At 50.9% G+C, this 16,788-nt stretch carries 13 protein-coding genes; 9 read left to right on the top strand and 4 right to left on the bottom strand.

Annotated elements, in window-relative coordinates; genetic code table 11:
* Window positions 1-222: 222 nt before the first annotated feature.
* Window positions 223-1,071, bottom strand: coding sequence for a formyltetrahydrofolate deformylase (gene purU, locus KUE00_RS10205; RefSeq protein ID WP_246759732.1), 849 nt, complete (start codon window positions 1,069-1,071; stop codon window positions 223-225).
* A gap of 48 nt (window positions 1,072-1,119) precedes the next feature.
* Window positions 1,120-1,578, bottom strand: a complete 459-nt coding sequence (locus KUE00_RS10200; protein WP_246759731.1) for a YchJ family protein — start codon at window positions 1,576-1,578, stop codon at window positions 1,120-1,122.
* A gap of 103 nt (window positions 1,579-1,681) precedes the next feature.
* On the opposite strand from KUE00_RS10200, the gene rssA reads away from it, so the two are divergent.
* The 5 genes from rssA to KUE00_RS10175 all read left to right on the top strand — a co-directional run bounded on the left by rssA (window position 1,682) and on the right by KUE00_RS10175 (window position 7,188).
* The gene (gene rssA, locus KUE00_RS10195) at window positions 1,682-2,581 is read left to right on the top strand and encodes a patatin-like phospholipase RssA (protein WP_246759729.1); all 900 of its coding nucleotides are present in this window, start codon (window positions 1,682-1,684) and stop codon (window positions 2,579-2,581) included.
* A 99-nt stretch (window positions 2,582-2,680) separates the two neighbouring features.
* Complete coding sequence (gene rssB, locus KUE00_RS10190; protein ID WP_246759728.1) at window positions 2,681-3,694, top strand: two-component system response regulator RssB; 1,014 nt, start codon at window positions 2,681-2,683, stop codon at window positions 3,692-3,694.
* Between the two features lie 195 nt (window positions 3,695-3,889).
* A complete protein-coding gene (gene galU / locus KUE00_RS10185; protein ID WP_246759727.1) occupies window positions 3,890-4,798 on the top strand; it encodes a UTP--glucose-1-phosphate uridylyltransferase GalU in 909 nt (302 codons plus the stop codon).
* A gap of 27 nt (window positions 4,799-4,825) precedes the next feature.
* Window positions 4,826-6,166 (top strand): UDP-glucose dehydrogenase family protein, encoded by a 1,341-nt coding sequence (locus tag KUE00_RS10180; RefSeq protein WP_246759726.1) that lies wholly within the window; start codon window positions 4,826-4,828, stop codon window positions 6,164-6,166.
* 14 nt (window positions 6,167-6,180) lie between these two features.
* A complete protein-coding gene (locus KUE00_RS10175) occupies window positions 6,181-7,188 on the top strand; it encodes an NAD-dependent epimerase (RefSeq protein WP_246759725.1) in 1,008 nt (335 codons plus the stop codon).
* Window positions 7,189-7,276: 88 nt separating this feature from the next.
* Here KUE00_RS10175 and hns read toward each other — a convergent pair whose 3' ends face one another.
* The gene (hns, locus tag KUE00_RS10170) at window positions 7,277-7,684 is read right to left on the bottom strand and encodes a histone-like nucleoid-structuring protein H-NS (RefSeq protein ID WP_246759724.1); all 408 of its coding nucleotides are present in this window, start codon (window positions 7,682-7,684) and stop codon (window positions 7,277-7,279) included.
* A gap of 520 nt (window positions 7,685-8,204) precedes the next feature.
* Here hns and tdk point away from each other — a divergent pair.
* The gene (gene tdk / locus KUE00_RS10165) at window positions 8,205-8,828 is read left to right on the top strand and encodes a thymidine kinase (protein WP_246759723.1); all 624 of its coding nucleotides are present in this window, start codon (window positions 8,205-8,207) and stop codon (window positions 8,826-8,828) included.
* 150 nt (window positions 8,829-8,978) lie between these two features.
* On the opposite strand, the gene adhE is transcribed toward tdk, so the two are convergent.
* On the bottom strand, window positions 8,979-11,654 hold the full coding sequence (gene adhE, locus KUE00_RS10160; protein ID WP_246759721.1) for a bifunctional acetaldehyde-CoA/alcohol dehydrogenase: 2,676 nt from the start codon (window positions 11,652-11,654) through the stop codon (window positions 8,979-8,981).
* A 459-nt stretch (window positions 11,655-12,113) separates the two neighbouring features.
* Between adhE and KUE00_RS10155 the strand changes: the two genes are divergently transcribed.
* From KUE00_RS10155 to oppA, 3 genes are all read left to right on the top strand, one after another.
* Window positions 12,114-12,761, top strand: a complete 648-nt coding sequence (locus tag KUE00_RS10155) for a YchE family NAAT transporter (protein WP_246759720.1) — start codon at window positions 12,114-12,116, stop codon at window positions 12,759-12,761.
* A gap of 606 nt (window positions 12,762-13,367) precedes the next feature.
* Window positions 13,368-14,978 carry an ABC transporter substrate-binding protein gene (locus KUE00_RS10150; protein ID WP_246759718.1) on the top strand — a complete coding sequence of 537 codons (1,611 nt, stop codon included), beginning with the start codon at window positions 13,368-13,370 and terminating at the stop codon, window positions 14,976-14,978.
* A gap of 150 nt (window positions 14,979-15,128) precedes the next feature.
* Complete coding sequence (gene oppA, locus KUE00_RS10145; RefSeq protein WP_246759717.1) at window positions 15,129-16,757, top strand: oligopeptide ABC transporter substrate-binding protein OppA; 1,629 nt, start codon at window positions 15,129-15,131, stop codon at window positions 16,755-16,757.
* Window positions 16,758-16,788 lie beyond the last annotated feature (31 nt).

Genomic DNA, 16,788 nt, shown 5'->3' with positions numbered 1-16,788 from the left:
GGGAAGGATTCGAACCTTCGAAGTCGATGACGGCAGATTTACAGTCTGCTCCCTTTGGCCGCTCGGGAACCCCACCACTGGCCTTGCTTGCTGCTTGTTAAAGCGGGGCGCATCATAACAAATGCTCTGCCGCTGTAAAGCCCGGATTCGGCGTTTTTAGCGCGTTTGCCGGTTTTTTGATCGGGCTGCTGCTTTGTGCGGCAAAACAACAGCCCAAAAGGCTTACAAAATGATCGTGCGGTTACCGTAAACAAATACGCGCTGCGCCAGCGCATGGTAAAGCGCACGGCTCAACACGTTTTTCTCAACGTCACGGCCGGCGCGCATCATGTCTTCAGCGGTATAGTTATGATCGACGTGAATAACGTCCTGCATGATGATTGGGCCTTCGTCCAGATTATCATTCACGTAATGCGCCGTGGCGCCAATGATCTTCACGCCGCGCTCATAGGCCTGATGATAAGGACGCGCGCCAATAAAGGCAGGCAGGAACGAGTGGTGAATATTGATAATCTGGTTAGGATAGCGCTGCACAAAAGCAGGCGTGAGCACGCGCATATATTTAGCCAGCACCACGTAGTCCGGCTGGTAGCGGTCGATTTCCGCAGCCATATTATTGTCATGCTCTTCGCGCGTCAGGCCTTCGTGGCTGACCAGCGTAAACGGAATGTCAAAGCGTTCTACCAGCGTGCGCAGCGTATCGTGATTGCCAATAACGGCGGCAATTTCCACATCCAGCCCGCCATAGGTGCTTTTCATCAGCAGATCGCCCAGGCAGTGCGCTTCTTTTGTCACCAGAATAACAACGCGGCGGCGACCCGCTGGATTCAATTCACGAAACGAACCGGCTGGCAGCGCGCTGTCCAGATCGGCCAGCAGCGTCGTATCGTTAAAAATGCCTTCCAGTTCGGTGCGCATAAAGAAGCGGCCGGTACGGTGATCGACAAACTCATTATTCTGTACGATGTTCAGCTCATGCTTGTAGCAGATGTTAGTGATCTTGGCGATCAGGCCCTTGGCGTCCGGGCAAATGGTACGTAAAACTTTACGTTGCAGTGTTTGCGCTTGCATTACGATGGTAGTCCTGTCCAGGCAATTCTCAGAGTCAGGCTGCGGCCGTTACTGGCCACAACATTTTTTAAATTTTTTGTCGGAGCCGCAAGGGCACCGCTCGTTTCGCCCCGTTTCAGGGTAGGTTCCGTCGATATAATACCAGCGTTGCGCCAGTCGAAGAAAGCGCGAACGCTCATGGATAAAGTTGACCCGCTCATTTTCCGTATAGCGAGCAAAGAAAGTCACAAAGCCTTCTTCGCTATCCCCTGGCGCTTCGGCGGCAAGAATATGTAAACTTAACCAGTTCGTGGAGGCAAAGCTCTGCTGCAGGCTGTCGCGAAAACGGTCGGCATGGCAATCAGGATGCCAGGTCGCAACAAGATAATCTGCGTTGCCAAGGGCATAGGCCGTATAGCGAGAACGCATCAGGGCTTGCGGCGTCGGAGGAATACCGTCACCATTGAGCCAGGGCTGACAACATAAGCTATACTCCAGTCCGCTACAGCAAGGGCAAAGTTCCGACACGTTATCTCCAGAAGATACTATAAGGCTGAAAAAGTTTGGGCGTCATGGTAACCGAGCTACGTGAATGGCGCCATTGGTTCGTTAAGCAAATACCAGAGGTGGAATGAGACAGGTTAAGATTGGGCTGGCACTGGGATCGGGTGCCGCCAAGGGGTGGGCTCATATCGGCGTGATCGAAGCGCTGGAACGAGCCGGCATCAGGATTGATGTGGTGGCAGGTTGCTCCGTGGGAGCGCTTGTCGGCGCCGCTTATGCCAGTCGTCGTCTTCCTCTGTTGTCCGGTTGGGTCCAGGGTTTTAGCTACTGGGAAGTGCTGCGGCTGATGGATCTGTCATGGCGTCGCGGCGGCCTGCTGCGCGGTGAGCGAGTTTTCAGCCATGTTCGCCGTCTGCTGCCGCACAATCATATTGAACAGTGTGGCCTGCCGTTTGGTGCCGTAGCGACTAACCTCAGTACAGGACGTGAGCTCTGGCTGACAGAGGGCGATCTTCACCAGGCAATCCGTGCATCCTGCAGCATGCCGGGTTTACTGGCCCCCGTTGAGTGGCATGGTTACTGGCTGGTGGATGGTGCCGTAGTGAACCCCGTTCCCATTTCTTTAACTCGTGCGCTTGGGGCCGATATCGTCATCGCCGTGGATCTGCAACACGACGCCCACCTTATGCAGCAAAACCTCCTGTCCGTTACGCCGCAGTCCGTTGTGCTACCAGAGTCGGCCCAGGGCTGGCGAGGCAAGCTACGGCAGCGCCTGAGCAGAGCAGGTGATAAAAAAACCAAACAACCCCCGGGAGCGATGGAAATTATGACCACCTCTATCCAGGTACTGGAAAACCGGGTCAAGCTTAACCGGATGGCAGGCGATCCGCCTGACGTGCTGATACAGCCTTTTTGTCCACAAATTTCTACGCTGGATTTTCACCGGGCAGGCGAGGCGATAACGGCAGGCAGGCTGGCCGTTGAGAAAAAAATGGATGAATTGCTTCCGTTGGTTCGTCAGTTATGAATTGCCGGAGAGAGAAATGACACCACTTCAGGCAAATCTGAGATGCGCAATTGTGGTTTTTGAGCCACTATTGACTTATCCGGCGAACAAGGGGGGATAATGGAGAAGCCATTAAACGGGAAACAGGTATTAATAGTTGAAGACGAAGTCGTTTTCCGTTCTCTGCTGGATAACTTTCTGGGAGCATTGGGAGCCACAACCGCGCTCGCTGATGACGGTATTCAGGCTCTGGAAAAAATGCAGCAGGGTAACTTCGATCTGCTCATTTGCGATCTGGCGATGCCGCGCATGAACGGCATCAAACTGGTTGAACATCTGCGTACTCGAGGCAGCACCATTCCTGTGCTGGTGATTTCCGCGACGGAAAATATGTCGGACATTGCGCATGTCCTGCGTCTGGGCGTTCAGGACGTGCTGTTAAAACCGCTGAAAGATTTGGAAAGGCTGCGCGAGGCAGTCTATGAGTGCCTCTATCCTTCTATGTTCACTTCTAAAGTGGAAGAAGATGAGCAGCTCTTCCAGGACTGGGATGCGCTGGTGCGCGATCCGCAGGCTGCCGCAAAACTGTTAAAACAGTTACAGCCGCCGGTACAGCAAGAAATAGCCAACTGCCGCATCAACTACCGCCAGTTAACCATGGCGGAACAGCCGGGACTGGTGTTAGACGTGGCCGCCTTGTCCGATAAAGATCTGGCGTTTTATTGTCTGGACGTGACTCGTGCAGGCGATAATGGGGTACTGGCTGCGTTATTGTTAAGAGCATTATTTAACGGCCTGCTGCAGGATCAGCTTTCCGGTCAGGCACAACGTTTGCCGGAATTAAATAGCTTGCTTAAACAGGTTAACCTGCTGCTACGCCAGGCAAACTTGCAGGGGCAGTTTCCTTTGCTCGTTGGTTATTACCACCAGGGTTTAAAAAATCTTATTCTGGTTTCTGCGGGATTAAACGCCACGCTCAATATTCATTCGCATCAAATTCAGCTCAGCAATGGCGTTCCTCTTGGTACGTTAGGCAGCACGCATCTTAATCAAATTAGCCATCGCTGCGACGAGTGGCAGTGCCAGGTCTGGGGCGCTGGCGGCAGGCTGCGCCTGATGTTGTCCACCGATTAACCTGTCCGCTTTATTTATATCGCTGCGCCCCAACGACAGGGCCAGCGATAAGCTTTACACTTAGGTAATTGTCTTAAATTCAATGGAAATGGTTTAACCAGGATAAATCCAGCCCACTTCAGCTGGTATACTCACCTCGTTTTTTAACTCGACATATCAAGTAATAACTTGAACGGCCTAAAGAGAGGTACTTAGATGTCTGCCTATAAGTCTAAAGTAAAAAAAGCGGTTATCCCTGTTGCAGGTTTGGGAACCCGTATGTTACCTGCCACCAAAGCTATTCCTAAGGAAATGCTGCCGCTGGTTGATAAGCCGTTAATTCAGTATGTCGTTAACGAATGTATCGCTGCCGGAATCAACGAGATTGTGCTGGTAACGCACTCATCTAAAAACTCTATCGAAAACCATTTTGATACCAGCTTCGAACTGGAAGCCATGCTGGAAAAACGTGTTAAGCGTCAGCTGCTGGAAGAAATCCAGTCAATCTGCCCGCCACACGTGACCATCATGCAGGTTCGTCAGGGTCTGGCTAAAGGTCTGGGTCATGCGGTTATGTGCGCATACCCGGTAGTAGGCAATGAACCTGTCGCGGTAATCCTGCCGGACGTTATCATCGACGAGTACGAATCTAACCTGGCGCAGGATAACCTGGCCGATATGATGCGTCGCTTCGATGAAACCGGTTACAGCCAGATTATGGTTGAGCCTGTTGCAGACGTTACCGCGTACGGCGTGGTTGACTGCCAGGGCGCAGAGCTGAAAGCGGGCGACAGCGCACCAATGGTTGGCGTGGTTGAAAAGCCTAAAGCTGACAAAGCACCTTCTAACCTGGCGGTTGTTGGTCGTTACGTGCTGTCTGCCGACATCTGGCCACTGCTGGCGAAAACGCCTCCGGGCGCAGGTGACGAAATTCAGCTGACCGACTCTATTGCCATGCTGATGGACAAAGAGACGGTAGAAGCTTATCACCTGAAAGGCGTGAGCCACGACTGTGGTAACAAACTGGGCTATATGCAGGCTTTCGTAGAGTACGGCGTACGTCACAACACGCTGGGTGCTGACTTTAAAGCATGGCTTGAAAGCACCGTTGGCAACGAAAAATAAGATTAATTTTTTAACCGGGACAATTCAATGAAAGTCACCGTATTTGGTATCGGCTATGTTGGTCTGGTTCAGGCTGCTGTTCTGGCCGAAGTCGGACATGACGTTCTTTGTATCGATGTCGACGCGAACAAAGTCGAGAATCTGAAGAAAGGGATCATTCCAATTTTTGAGCCGGGCCTGACGCCGCTGGTGATGCAGAACTATGAGGCGGGCCGCCTTAAGTTCTCCACTAACGCGGAAGACGGGGTAAAACACGGAACCATGCAGTTCATCGCCGTAGGTACGCCTCCGGATGAAGATGGCTCTGCGGATCTGAAATATGTTACCGCCGTAGCTCGTACTATTGCACAGCACATGACCGATCATAAAGTCGTGATTGATAAATCAACCGTACCTGTAGGCACGGCAGACCGTGTTCGCAGCGTCATGAACGAAACGCTGAAGGGCCGCGGCGTCGACGTCAATTTTGATGTCGTCTCCAACCCGGAATTCCTGAAGGAAGGCGCGGCGGTTAACGACTGCATGCGTCCGGAGCGTATCGTTGTAGGCACGGATAACGACGACGTTGTGGAACTGCTGCGTGAGCTTTACGAGCCGTTTAACCGCAATCACGATCGCATGATCCTGATGGATATCCGTAGTGCTGAGCTGACCAAGTATGCGGCTAACTGCATGCTGGCAACCAAGATCAGCTTTATGAACGAGATCTCTAACCTGGCTGAACGCCTGGGCGCAGACGTTGAGAAAGTTCGTCAGGGTATTGGTTCCGATTCTCGTATCGGTTACTCCTTTATCTACCCGGGCTGCGGCTACGGCGGTTCCTGCTTCCCGAAAGACGTGCAGGCGCTGATCCGTACTGCCGAGCAGATTGGCTACAAGCCGCGTCTGCTGCAGGCCGTAGAGGACGTTAACGACTCGCAGAAACACAAGCTGCCGGGCTTTATCAAGCGTCACTTTGGCGACAATCTGCAGGGCAAAACCTTTGCGCTGTGGGGCCTGTCATTCAAGCCAAATACGGACGATATGCGTGAAGCATCCAGCCGCGTGCTGATGGAAGCACTGTGGCAGGCTGGCGCCTCCGTACAGGCTTTCGATCCGGAAGCCATGGACGAAGCGCAGCGCATCTACGGTCACCGCAGCGATCTGAAGCTGATGGGCACCAAAGAGGCAGCGTTGCAGGGTGCAGATGGCCTGGTTATCTGTACCGAATGGCAGAACTTCCGCGCGCCGGATTTTGACGTCATTAAAAATGCTCTGAAAGAACCCGTGATTTTTGATGGTCGTAACCTGTATGATCCAGAAAGAGTCAGCAAACGCGGTTTCGTTTATTATGCAATCGGCCGCGGAGCTTCAATCGAAATTGCATAGTTAACGAGGGCAGTATGAAATATCTGGTTACCGGCGCGGCAGGATTTATTGGTTTTTATGTTACACAACGCCTGCTCAGTGCCGGTCACCAGGTTGTCGGTCTCGACAACCTGAATGACTATTACGATGTAAAACTCAAACTCGCCCGTCTGGATTTACTCAAGCCTTCTCCCGCCTTTTCTTTTATTAAGCTTGACCTGGCTGACAGGGCAGGAATGGCGCAGCTTTTTGCCGACGAACGCTTTGACCGGGTCATCCATTTAGCGGCTCAGGCCGGCGTGCGTTACTCGCTGGATAATCCTCTGGCTTACGCTGACAGCAATCTGATTGGCCACCTGAATATTCTGGAAGGATGCCGCCATAATAAGGTGGGACATCTGCTTTACGCTTCTTCCAGCTCGGTATATGGTCTGAATCGCAAAATGCCTTTCTCGACCGATGATTCTGTTGACCATCCTGTTTCCCTTTATGCCGCGACGAAAAAAGCCAACGAGCTGATGTCGCATACCTATTCTCATCTCTATGGTATTCCGACTACGGGCCTGCGCTTCTTTACCGTATACGGTCCCTGGGGGCGTCCTGATATGGCGCTGTTTAAGTTTACCCGCGCTATGATTGCGGGTGAAAAAATAGACGTCTATAACAATGGACAGATGCGTCGCGACTTTACTTATATTGATGATATTGCCGAGGCCATTGTCAGACTGCAGGATGTTATTCCTCAGGCGGATGCAGAATGGACGGTAGAGACCGGCAGTCCGGCGACCAGTTCGGCACCTTATCGCGTCTATAACATTGGTAACAGCAATCCGGTAACGCTGATGGCCTATATTGAGGCGCTTGAAAAAGCTCTTGGCATGACCGCCGATAAAAATATGCTGCCAATGCAGCCTGGCGATGTACTGGAGACCAGCGCAGATACGGCAGCGCTGTATAAGGCGATTGGCTTTAAGCCTCAGACTGGCGTGGAAGAGGGCGTCAGCCGTTTTGTCAGCTGGTACCGATCCTTCTACCCGTCATAATAACCCGCATAAAAAAAGGAAGCCTGAGCTTCCTTTTTTTTACCGCATCGGTGACCACTGCGGCGGCTGTATGTTCTGCCAGAGGCTATTACAGCATGAAGTCTTCGAGTTTCTTACCCTGTTCTTCAATGGCTTTCTTAATAACTGCTGGAGTACGGCCCTGGCCGGTCCAGGTTTTGGTTTCGCCGTTTTCGTCGACGTATTTATATTTAGCCGGACGAGCTGCGCGCTTTGCTTTACCTGCGCTTTTTGGCGTACCCACTGCGGACAGCAGATCGCTTGGATCGATACCGTCAGCAATCAGCATTTCGCGATACTGCTGCAGTTTGCGCGTGCGTTCTTCGATTTCGGCCTGAGCGTGGCTCTCTTCATCACGGCGCTCGTGGACAACAACTTCCAGCTTCTCCAGCATCTCTTCCAGCGTTTCCAGCGAGCATTCTCTGGCTTGCGCACGCAGAGTACGGATGTTGTTCAAAATTTTAAGTGCTTCGCTCATTGTTCTGTTCTCAAAAATTTATAATGGGGGAATGTTCTGCCTGATAATAATAGAGTGCGCCCTAATGAACTGCAATAGTTAATTGTGTAAGAAAAGCAGAATAAGTTAATGCGCTGATACTGCCACACCGTTATTAATGGAAAAGCTAATTAAATTGTCGTGAATAACCGCCGGGCTGCTCCTTAAACTGTAACGGATTACGAGTTTAAGTTACGCTATTACCTGGTTTAATCGCTCAGCATCATTTTTTTTAATCTGCACAAACAGTTAACGCGCGGGAAATTTGAAAGAGAACGGCAGCATTTAAAGCGTTTTTTTAATCGTCAGCTGCAAAATAATAGATATGTCAGGATCTTTAAGGCATAAAATTTTAGTTCGTCAACCCTGGACAATAGTACAGGGTGCGGTAGCCAGATTTTAGCACCCAGAGATAAAGTAGCGGCCACCCTAACGCTCCGGGCGCCGGCCGATGTGGTACAATAATGCAAAACCGTTAATTTTTTATTCGGAGTGAAGCCCAATGGCTCAGCTTTATTTTTATTATTCCGTGATGAATGCAGGTAAATCAACTGCGCTACTGCAATCATCTTATAACTATCACGAGCGCGGAATGCGCACGCTGATCTATACCGCCGAGATCGATAACCGTTTTGGCGTTGGTAAAGTGAGTTCACGCATTGGCCTTTCTTCTCCAGCAAAATTGTATAATAACGACACGGCACTTTTTGATGAGATAAAAGCAGAACAGCAAATGGAATCGGTTCACTGTGTTCTGATTGATGAGTCGCAATTTCTTACCCGTGCCCAGGTAAAAGCGTTGTCAGACGTGGTAGATAATTTAGATATTCCCGTACTTTGTTATGGATTAAGAACCGATTTTCGCGGCGAATTATTTAGCGGTAGCCAGTATTTGTTAGCCTGGGCCGACAAGCTGGTAGAATTGAAAACCGTTTGCCACTGCGGAAGAAAAGCGGGCATGGTACTACGCGTGGATGAAAATGGCGCGCCCTATAACGAAGGTGAGCAGGTGGTGATAGGCGGTAATGAGCGCTATGTTTCTGTCTGCCGTAAGCACTATAAGGCGGCGATTGAACAGCACTGCATGGCGGCCGTTTATGGTGAAAAAGGGCGCAGGCCAGCCTGATCCACAGACAAATATCTTTAGCGTTTTTTAACAACCTGGCGATGCCCGGCTGCCGTGCCGAGATTAATTTTTCTTAATAAAAAACGCCCTGTCCGCATAGTGCTCACAGGGCGTTATCATTTATTTACTTTTAGTGTTCAGACGAAAAGCTTATGCCTTTTTCATTTTCTTACGGTCAATCGGCTGTGCGGCTACCGCTTCGGCAACAGACGTAAATGGCTCAACGTATTCACGACCGTAGAAGGTATCCAGCATAATCTGTTTCAGCTCAGCAATTAGCGGATAACGTGGGTTGGCTCCGGTACACTGGTCGTCAAAGGCATCTTCCGCCAGTTTATCAACCTTCGCCAGGAAATCGGCTTCCTGTACGCCCGCTTCGCGGATTGATTTTGGAATACCCAGTTCGGTCTTCATTCCTTCCAGCCACAGCAGCAGTTTTTCAATTTTCTGTGCGGTACGGTCGCCCGGCGCGCTTAAAGCCAGATGGTCGGCAATTTCAGCATAGCGGCGGCGGGCCTGCGGACGGTCATACTGGCTGAACGCCGTTTGCTTGGTCGGATTATCGTTGGCGTTGTAGCGAATAACGTTGCTAATCAGCAGCGCGTTCGCCAGGCCGTGCGGAATATGGAATTCAGAACCGAGTTTGTGCGCCATAGAGTGACATACGCCCAGGAAGGCGTTGGCAAAAGCGATACCGGCGATGGTAGCGGCATTATGCACACGCTCGCGCGCAACCGGATTTTTTGCCCCCTCGTGATAGCTGGTCGGCAGGTTTTCCTGCAGCAGTTTTAACGCCTGTAGCGCCTGGCCGTCAGAATATTCGTTGGCCAGCACGGAAACGTAAGCTTCCAGCGCGTGCGTTACGGCATCCAGCCCACCGAAAGCACATAGCGACCTTGGCATATTCATTACCAGGTTGGCGTCAACAATCGCCATATCCGGCGTGAGCGCATAGTCCGCCAGCGGATATTTCTGACCGGTGGCGTCATCGGTCACCACGGCAAACGGTGTGACTTCAGAACCTGTACCGGACGTGGTAGTGATGGCAATCATTTTCGCCTTCACGCCCATTTTCGGGAATTTATAGATACGTTTGCGAATATCCATAAAGCGCAGCGCCAGCTCTTCAAAATGGGTTTCTGGATGTTCATACATCACCCACATGATTTTCGCTGCGTCCATAGGGGAACCGCCGCCCAGTGCAATAATGACGTCCGGCTTAAAGGAGTTCATCTGCTCTGCGCCCTTGCGGACAATGCTCAGCGTCGGATCCGCTTCGACCTCAAAGAAAATCTCGGTTTCAAGGCCATGGGACTTCAGCACTGACACGACCTGATCCGCATAGCCGTTATTAAACAGATAGCGGTCGGTAACGATAAAGGCGCGTTTGGCACCGTCGGTGGCCACTTCTTCCAGCGCGATGGGCAGAGAGCCGCGACGGAAGTAGATAGACCTGGGAAGTTTATGCCACAACATATTTTCTGCTCGCTTAGCCACGGTTTTCTTATTGATCAGGTGTTTAGGTCCGACGTTTTCAGAAATGGAGTTACCGCCCCACGAGCCGCAGCCCAGCGTCAGTGAAGGAGCCAGCTTAAAGTTATACAGATCGCCAATGCCGCCTTGCGAAGCCGGAGTATTAATCAGAATACGCGCCGTTTTCATTCTGTCGCCGAAGAAATTGATGCGTTCACGCTCGTTATCCTGATCGGTATACAGGCACGAGGTATGGCCAATACCGCCCATCGCCACCAGTTTTTCCGCTTTGCTGACCGCCTCTTCGAAATCTTTCGCGCGATACATCGCCAGAGTAGGAGAGAGCTTTTCATGGGCGAAAGGCTCGGTTTCATCCACCAGTTTTACTTCGCCAATCAGAATCTTGGTGTTGTCCGGAACGTTAATACCGGCCATTTCGGCAATTTTAACCGCCGGTTGGCCGACGATAGCGGCGTTCAGCCCGCCGTTTTTCAGAATGATATCCTGCACGGCTTTCAGATCTTTGCCCTGCAGCAGATAGCCGCCGTGGCTGGCAAAGCGTTCGCGTACCGCATCGTAAACGGAATCCACTACAATGACGGACTGTTCAGAAGCGCAAATAACGCCGTTATCAAAGGTTTTTGACATCAGGATAGACGCGACCGCGCGCTTGATATCAGCCGTTTCATCGATAACAACAGGGGTATTACCCGCGCCCACGCCAATCGCCGGTTTACCGGAGCTGTAGGCGGCTTTCACCATGCCAGGGCCGCCGGTTGCCAGAATGAGATTGATATCAGGATGGTGCATCAGCTGATTGGACAGTTCGACAGAAGGCATATCGATCCAGCCGATAATATCTTTTGGCGCACCGGCGGCAATAGCGGCCTGCAGTACGATATCGGCTGCTTTATTGGTGGCGTCTTTAGCGCGTGGGTGAGGAGAGAAGATAATGCCGTTACGCGTTTTCAGGCTAATGAGCGCTTTGAAAATAGCTGTAGAAGTGGGGTTAGTGGTCGGGACAATCCCGCAAATCAGACCGGTAGGCTCTGCGATAGTTATGGTACCAAACGTATCGTCGGTAGCCAGTATGCCGCAGGTTTTTTCATCTTTATAAGCGTTGTAAATATACTCTGAGGCAAAATGATTTTTAATCACTTTATCTTCCACAATACCCATGCCGGATTCGGCAACGGCCATTTTCGCCAGCGGGATACGGGCGTCGGCGGCGGCTAATGCGGCCGCACGGAAGATTTTATCGACCTGCTCCTGGGTAAAGTTTGCATATTCGCGTTGGGCTTTTTTTACGCGTTCAACCAGTGCGTTAAGCTCGGCAACATTGGTAACGGCCATAATGCTCTCCTGATGAAAGTTAAACTCTGTTAGTAAACGAGCCAGAACAAACAATTATAGACAAGGTGTGCTTATTATTTGCTCAATGCGCTTGCTTTATGGCCTGCAAGTTCTGAAAGTTTACTAATAGAGTCTGTTATTCATGGCGGTGACAGAAGGAAACCGTCGCCGCGTGAGATCCCTCTATTGCCCCCAATATACGCACGGTACGCGCCAGAGATTTTGATGCAGGTCAATATTTATCCATGCTGACACCTTTCAGCTAACGCGGTACGGCAATCTTGCAATTCTGTTTATGGTAGAACGACATGGAATACAGTAGATTAGTAGTTTAATACTCTGATTATTCTGGTTTTATTAGCCTGAATATCCGGGGGACAGGGTTGATTCTGCAAAGTCTGCGTGCGCTGATGCTAAATTAACTGTAGTGAATATTGTATTGCTGTTCAGGAGAAAAGCGTGAATCCAGCCATCCTCGATCTGTCAGGCTATATTAAATTTTTCGTCGGGCTTTTTGCGTTGGTCAATCCGGTGGGCATTATCCCGGTATTTATCAGTATGACCAGCTATCAGCTCCCGGTTGCCCGCAACAAAACCAATCTGACGGCCAATCTTTCCGTGGCCATTATTCTCTGGACCGCGCTGTTTTTAGGCGATGCCATCCTGCATATCTTTGGGATCTCTATCGATTCATTTCGCATCGCCGGCGGCATTCTGGTTGTGACCATTGCCATGTCGATGATCAGCGGCAAGCTGGGAGAGGATAAGCAAAACAAGCAGGAGAAATCAGAAACGGCGATACGCGAAAGCGTGGGCGTCGTGCCGCTGGCGCTGCCGCTTATGGCGGGGCCGGGCGCAATCAGTTCTACCATCGTCTGGAGCACTCGCTATCACAGCTGGCAAAATTTGTTAGGCTTTAGCGTAGCGATCGCGCTGTTTTCTTTATGCTGCTGGCTGTTGTTTCGGGCTGCACCATTAATGGTCAGGGCATTAGGACAAACGGGTATCAACGTGATAACCCGTATCATGGGGCTGCTGTTAATGGCCTTAGGGATTGAGTTTGTCGTGACGGGCCTCAGAGCCTTATTTCCCGGACTGGTCACCTGAAAGCTTGCTGAAAAATGAGGTTTAAAGCAGATAATCTGCGGTTTTTTCGCGGCTGAAACAAAATTGCGCACCAAAATGATCCTTCTCAAACGTTAATTGCACCAGTAAGGTGCAATTATTCGTTTGGCTTAACAGAAGCCGCCCCATATTAATGTAATTACTGCAAAAGCGTGTTTTATCAAAAGGTAAGCAGTAAATGTTATTTAAATAACATGCCAATGTGCTGCCATACTGGTTTCTTATCAGCAGTTAAAACTAACTACTGAAGCGATAATAGCGTATATGACCAGAAAATCGCCGTCACGACGAGATTTGCGGTTTTATCTTCATTTAACTTTGTTAAAACATTTCTGCAACCATGGTTTTCTTATTTTTGTAATTAAATCAATAATTTAATTTTATTTTCTGCCGAAAAAGAAGTGCGCTGCGGGAAATTTTTAACGCCATAAAAGAGAAATGGTTAACATTTCCATCATTTTGCTGTGGAGCATGAAGTCGCCTTCTGTTAGGTTTTTCTGCACTGAGCAAACCTGGCATCGGATGTGCAATGCATTTTAAACGCGCTTCGACAATCGGCCAGAGCTCCACAGAGGTAATCACTGATTAATGAAAAAACTGCATAATCTGGCACTGGCCTGTATAACCTCTGTGTCGCTGGCCAACGCTGCAACTCCGCCTGAAGGGATTGCGCTGGCCGCACAACAAAAAATCACCATTAATAACGGTAGCGAAGTCTCTACGCTGGATCCGCAAAAGATTGAAGGCGTACCGGAAAGCAACATTGTCAGTAATCTGCTGGAAGGGTTAGTAAACACAGATAATCAAGGCCATAGCGTACCGGGCATGGCGGAGAGCTGGAGCAATCAGCAGTATAAAACCTGGACGTTTACCCTGCGTAAGGCGACCTGGAGTAACGGTGAGCCGGTCACGGCAGGAGATTTTGTTTACAGCTGGCGGCGGCTGGCCGACCCGGCAACCGCATCCCCTTATGCCAGCTATTTACAGTATGCCCATATCGAAAACGTCGATGAAATTCTGGCAGGTAAAAAACCCGTCGAAAGTTTAGGCGTTAAGGCTCTTGATGATACCCATTTTCAGGTTACGCTCAGCGAACCTGTTCCCTGGTTCATTGCGCTGGCTACCAATGCCGCGTTAAAGCCGGTTAACCGGCAAGCCGTGGAAAAGTGGGGCGACAAATGGACGCAGCCGGAACACTACGTCAGCAACGGCGCCTATACGCTCAGCGACTGGGTTATCAATGAAAAGATCGTGCTGAAGCGTAACCCTCGCTATTGGGATAACGCGCATACCGCGATTGAAACGGCCATTTTCTTGCCCATCACCTCCGAATCTACGGACGTAGCCCGTTATCGTAGCGGCGAAATCGATATCACCAACAGCGCGCTGCCGCCCGACCTTTTTCCCACGTTAAAGAAAACGCTGGGGACGCAGGTTCGCGTCAGTCCACTTTTGTGCACGTTTTATTATGAGCTGAATAACAGGCGTCCGCCTTTTGACGATGCGCGCGTGCGCACGGCGGTGAAACTCACGCTGGACCGCGACATTATCGCCAACAAAATTATGGGGCAGGGACAGATCCCCGCTGGTGGCTTTACGCCACCCTTTATTGATGGTGCCCGGTTGCAGCAGCCCGCGTGGATGCAGCTAACGCAGCAGCAGCGTAACGAACAGGCCAGAAAGCTGCTGGCTGAGGCGGGCTATAGCCAAGAAAAACCCTTGCGTTTCTCGCTGCTTTATAACACTTCTGACCTGAATAAACGCCAGGCGATTGCCGCCGCGTCCATGTGGCAAAAAAACCTGGGCGCAAAGGTCACGCTGGATAACCAGGAATGGAAAACCATGCTTGATACGCGCCATCAGGGCAACTTTGACGTAGCCCGCGCCACCTGGTGTGCCGACTACAACGAGCCTTCCAGCTTTTTAAACACAATGCAAAGCCGCTCATCTAACAACACCGCTTTCTACAAGAGCGAAGCCTTTGACCGTCTGCTGGCCAAAACTCTTTTTGCAGCGGATGCCGCAGAGCGCGCTGCACTTTACCAGCAGGCCGAGCAACAACTCGATCGTGATTCCGCCATCGTGCCGGTTTATTACCGCGTCAGCGCCAGGCTGGTAAAGCCCTGGGTTGGCGGCTTTAGCGGTAAAGACCCGCAGGATCAGCCAAACGTGAAGGACTATTACATTATAAAGCATTGATTAGAAAGGAAGGTAATAAGTAAAAGGATGATAGCAGCCAGGGGAAATAAAAACACGTCGTGACGTCTTCGTTCCGCGCCACGAGCAGCAAACCCGGCAAACCGAAACGCCCAAAGCGTTTCAGTAATAATAAAAAACTGGAGTAGCAAAATGACCAACATCACCAAGAAGAGCCTGCTGGCGCTGGCCGTCATCGGCGCGCTGGCGGCCAATCTGGCTACGGCAGCAACGGTCCCGGCTGGCGTGCAGCTGGCGGCGAAGCAGGAGCTGACTAAAGGCAACGGCGACGAAGTCCAGTCGCTGGATCCGCATAAAATTGAAGGCGTGCCGGAATCCGCCGTCAGCTACGATTTGCTGGAAGGATTGCTGATTAACGATCCGAACGGTCACCCTATCCCTGGCGTAGCGGAGAGCTGGGAAAACAAAGACGGCAAGGTCTGGACTTTCCATCTGCGCGCTAACGCCAAATGGTCCAACGGCGAGCCTGTAACGGCTCAGGACTTTGTGTATAGCTGGGAGCGTCTGGCCGATCCGAAAACCGCTTCGCCTTACGCCAGCTATTTGCAGTACGGCCATCTGGAAAATATCGACGACATTATCGCCGGTAAGAAAAAGCCTGACCAGCTGGGCGTGAAAGCGCTGGATGCGCATACGCTGCAGGTTACGCTAAGCGAATCCGTTCCTTATTTCTATAAGCTGTTAATTCACCCTTCAATGTCGCCAGTTTATAAACCTGCCATTGATAAGTTTGGTGAAAAATGGACGCAGCCGGGTAACTGGGTAGGCAACGGCGCTTTCAAACTGCAGGAACATATTATTAATGAACGCATCGTGCTGGTTCGCAACCCGCAGTACTGGGATAACGCCAACACCAAACTGGAGAAGGTAACCTTCCTGCCTATCCCTTCAGAAGTTAACGACGTTAACCGCTATTTCAGCGGCGGCAGCGACATGACCTATACCAATTTGCCGATTGAGTTATTTAAAAAGCTGCAAAAAGATAACCCTAAAGAGCTGCACGTCGATCCTTACCTCTGCACCTATTATTATGAAATCAATAACCAGAAAGCGCCTTTCAACGATCCTCGCGTGCGCACCGCGCTGAAGCTGGGTCTGGATCGCGACATCATGGTCAATAAAGTGCTGGCGCAGGGCCAACAGCCCGCGTGGAGCTATACGCCACCCGCCATCGACGGCGCAGAGCTGGTCAAGCCGGACTGGGTGAACTGGTCGCAGGAAAAACGTAACGAAGAGGCGAAAAAGCTGCTGGCCGAAGCGGGCTATACGGCGGACAAGCCGCTAACTTTTGAGCTGCTATACAACACTTCCGATCTGCATAAAAAGCTGGCCATTGCCGCTACGTCAATCTGGAAGAAAAATCTCGGCGTGAATATCAAGCTGAATAACCAGGAGTGGAAAACGTTCCTGGATACTCGTCATCAGGGCAACTTTGATGTCGCGCGCGCGGCATGGTGTGCGGACTACAACGAACCGACCTCGTTTTTGAACACCATGCTCTCTAACAGCAGCAATAACACCTCGCACTATAAATCAGCCGCATTTGACAAATTTATGGCGACGGCGGCAACAGCCAGCGATGAGAAAGCGCGCAGCGCCGCCTACACCCAGGCTGAACAGCAACTGGACAAAGATTCGGTTATTGCGCCGGTCTTCTACTATGCCAACACGCGCCTGGTGAAACCTTATGTAGGCGGTTACACCGGCAAAGATCCGTTGAACTACCTCTACGATAAAGACATTTATATCATCAAGCATTAATTGGTTGGGGAAAGGGTTGCCTTTCCCCACG

It is taken from the genome of Erwinia phyllosphaerae, from assembly GCF_019132875.1.
GTDB classification, from domain to species: Bacteria; Pseudomonadota; Gammaproteobacteria; order Enterobacterales; family Enterobacteriaceae; genus Erwinia; species Erwinia phyllosphaerae.
This window is presented reverse-complemented; position numbering and strand designations above follow the sequence as displayed.

Bases quoted from the DNA above. Each gene is read 5' to 3' on its own strand.
- purU (WP_246759732.1), bottom strand. From the start codon at position 1,071: ATGCAAGCGCAAACACTGCAACGTAAAGTTTTACGTACCATTTGCCCG.
- rssA (WP_246759729.1), top strand. From the start codon at position 1,682: ATGAGACAGGTTAAGATTGGGCTGGCACTGGGATCGGGTGCCGCCAAG.
- rssB (WP_246759728.1), top strand. From the start codon at position 2,681: ATGGAGAAGCCATTAAACGGGAAACAGGTATTAATAGTTGAAGACGAA.
- galU (WP_246759727.1), top strand. From the start codon at position 3,890: ATGTCTGCCTATAAGTCTAAAGTAAAAAAAGCGGTTATCCCTGTTGCA.
- KUE00_RS10180 (WP_246759726.1), top strand. From the start codon at position 4,826: ATGAAAGTCACCGTATTTGGTATCGGCTATGTTGGTCTGGTTCAGGCT.
- KUE00_RS10175 (WP_246759725.1), top strand. From the start codon at position 6,181: ATGAAATATCTGGTTACCGGCGCGGCAGGATTTATTGGTTTTTATGTT.
- hns (WP_246759724.1), bottom strand. From the start codon at position 7,684: ATGAGCGAAGCACTTAAAATTTTGAACAACATCCGTACTCTGCGTGCG.
- tdk (WP_246759723.1), top strand. From the start codon at position 8,205: ATGGCTCAGCTTTATTTTTATTATTCCGTGATGAATGCAGGTAAATCA.
- adhE (WP_246759721.1), bottom strand. From the start codon at position 11,654: ATGGCCGTTACCAATGTTGCCGAGCTTAACGCACTGGTTGAACGCGTA.
- KUE00_RS10150 (WP_246759718.1), top strand. From the start codon at position 13,368: ATGAAAAAACTGCATAATCTGGCACTGGCCTGTATAACCTCTGTGTCG.
- oppA (WP_246759717.1), top strand. From the start codon at position 15,129: ATGACCAACATCACCAAGAAGAGCCTGCTGGCGCTGGCCGTCATCGGC.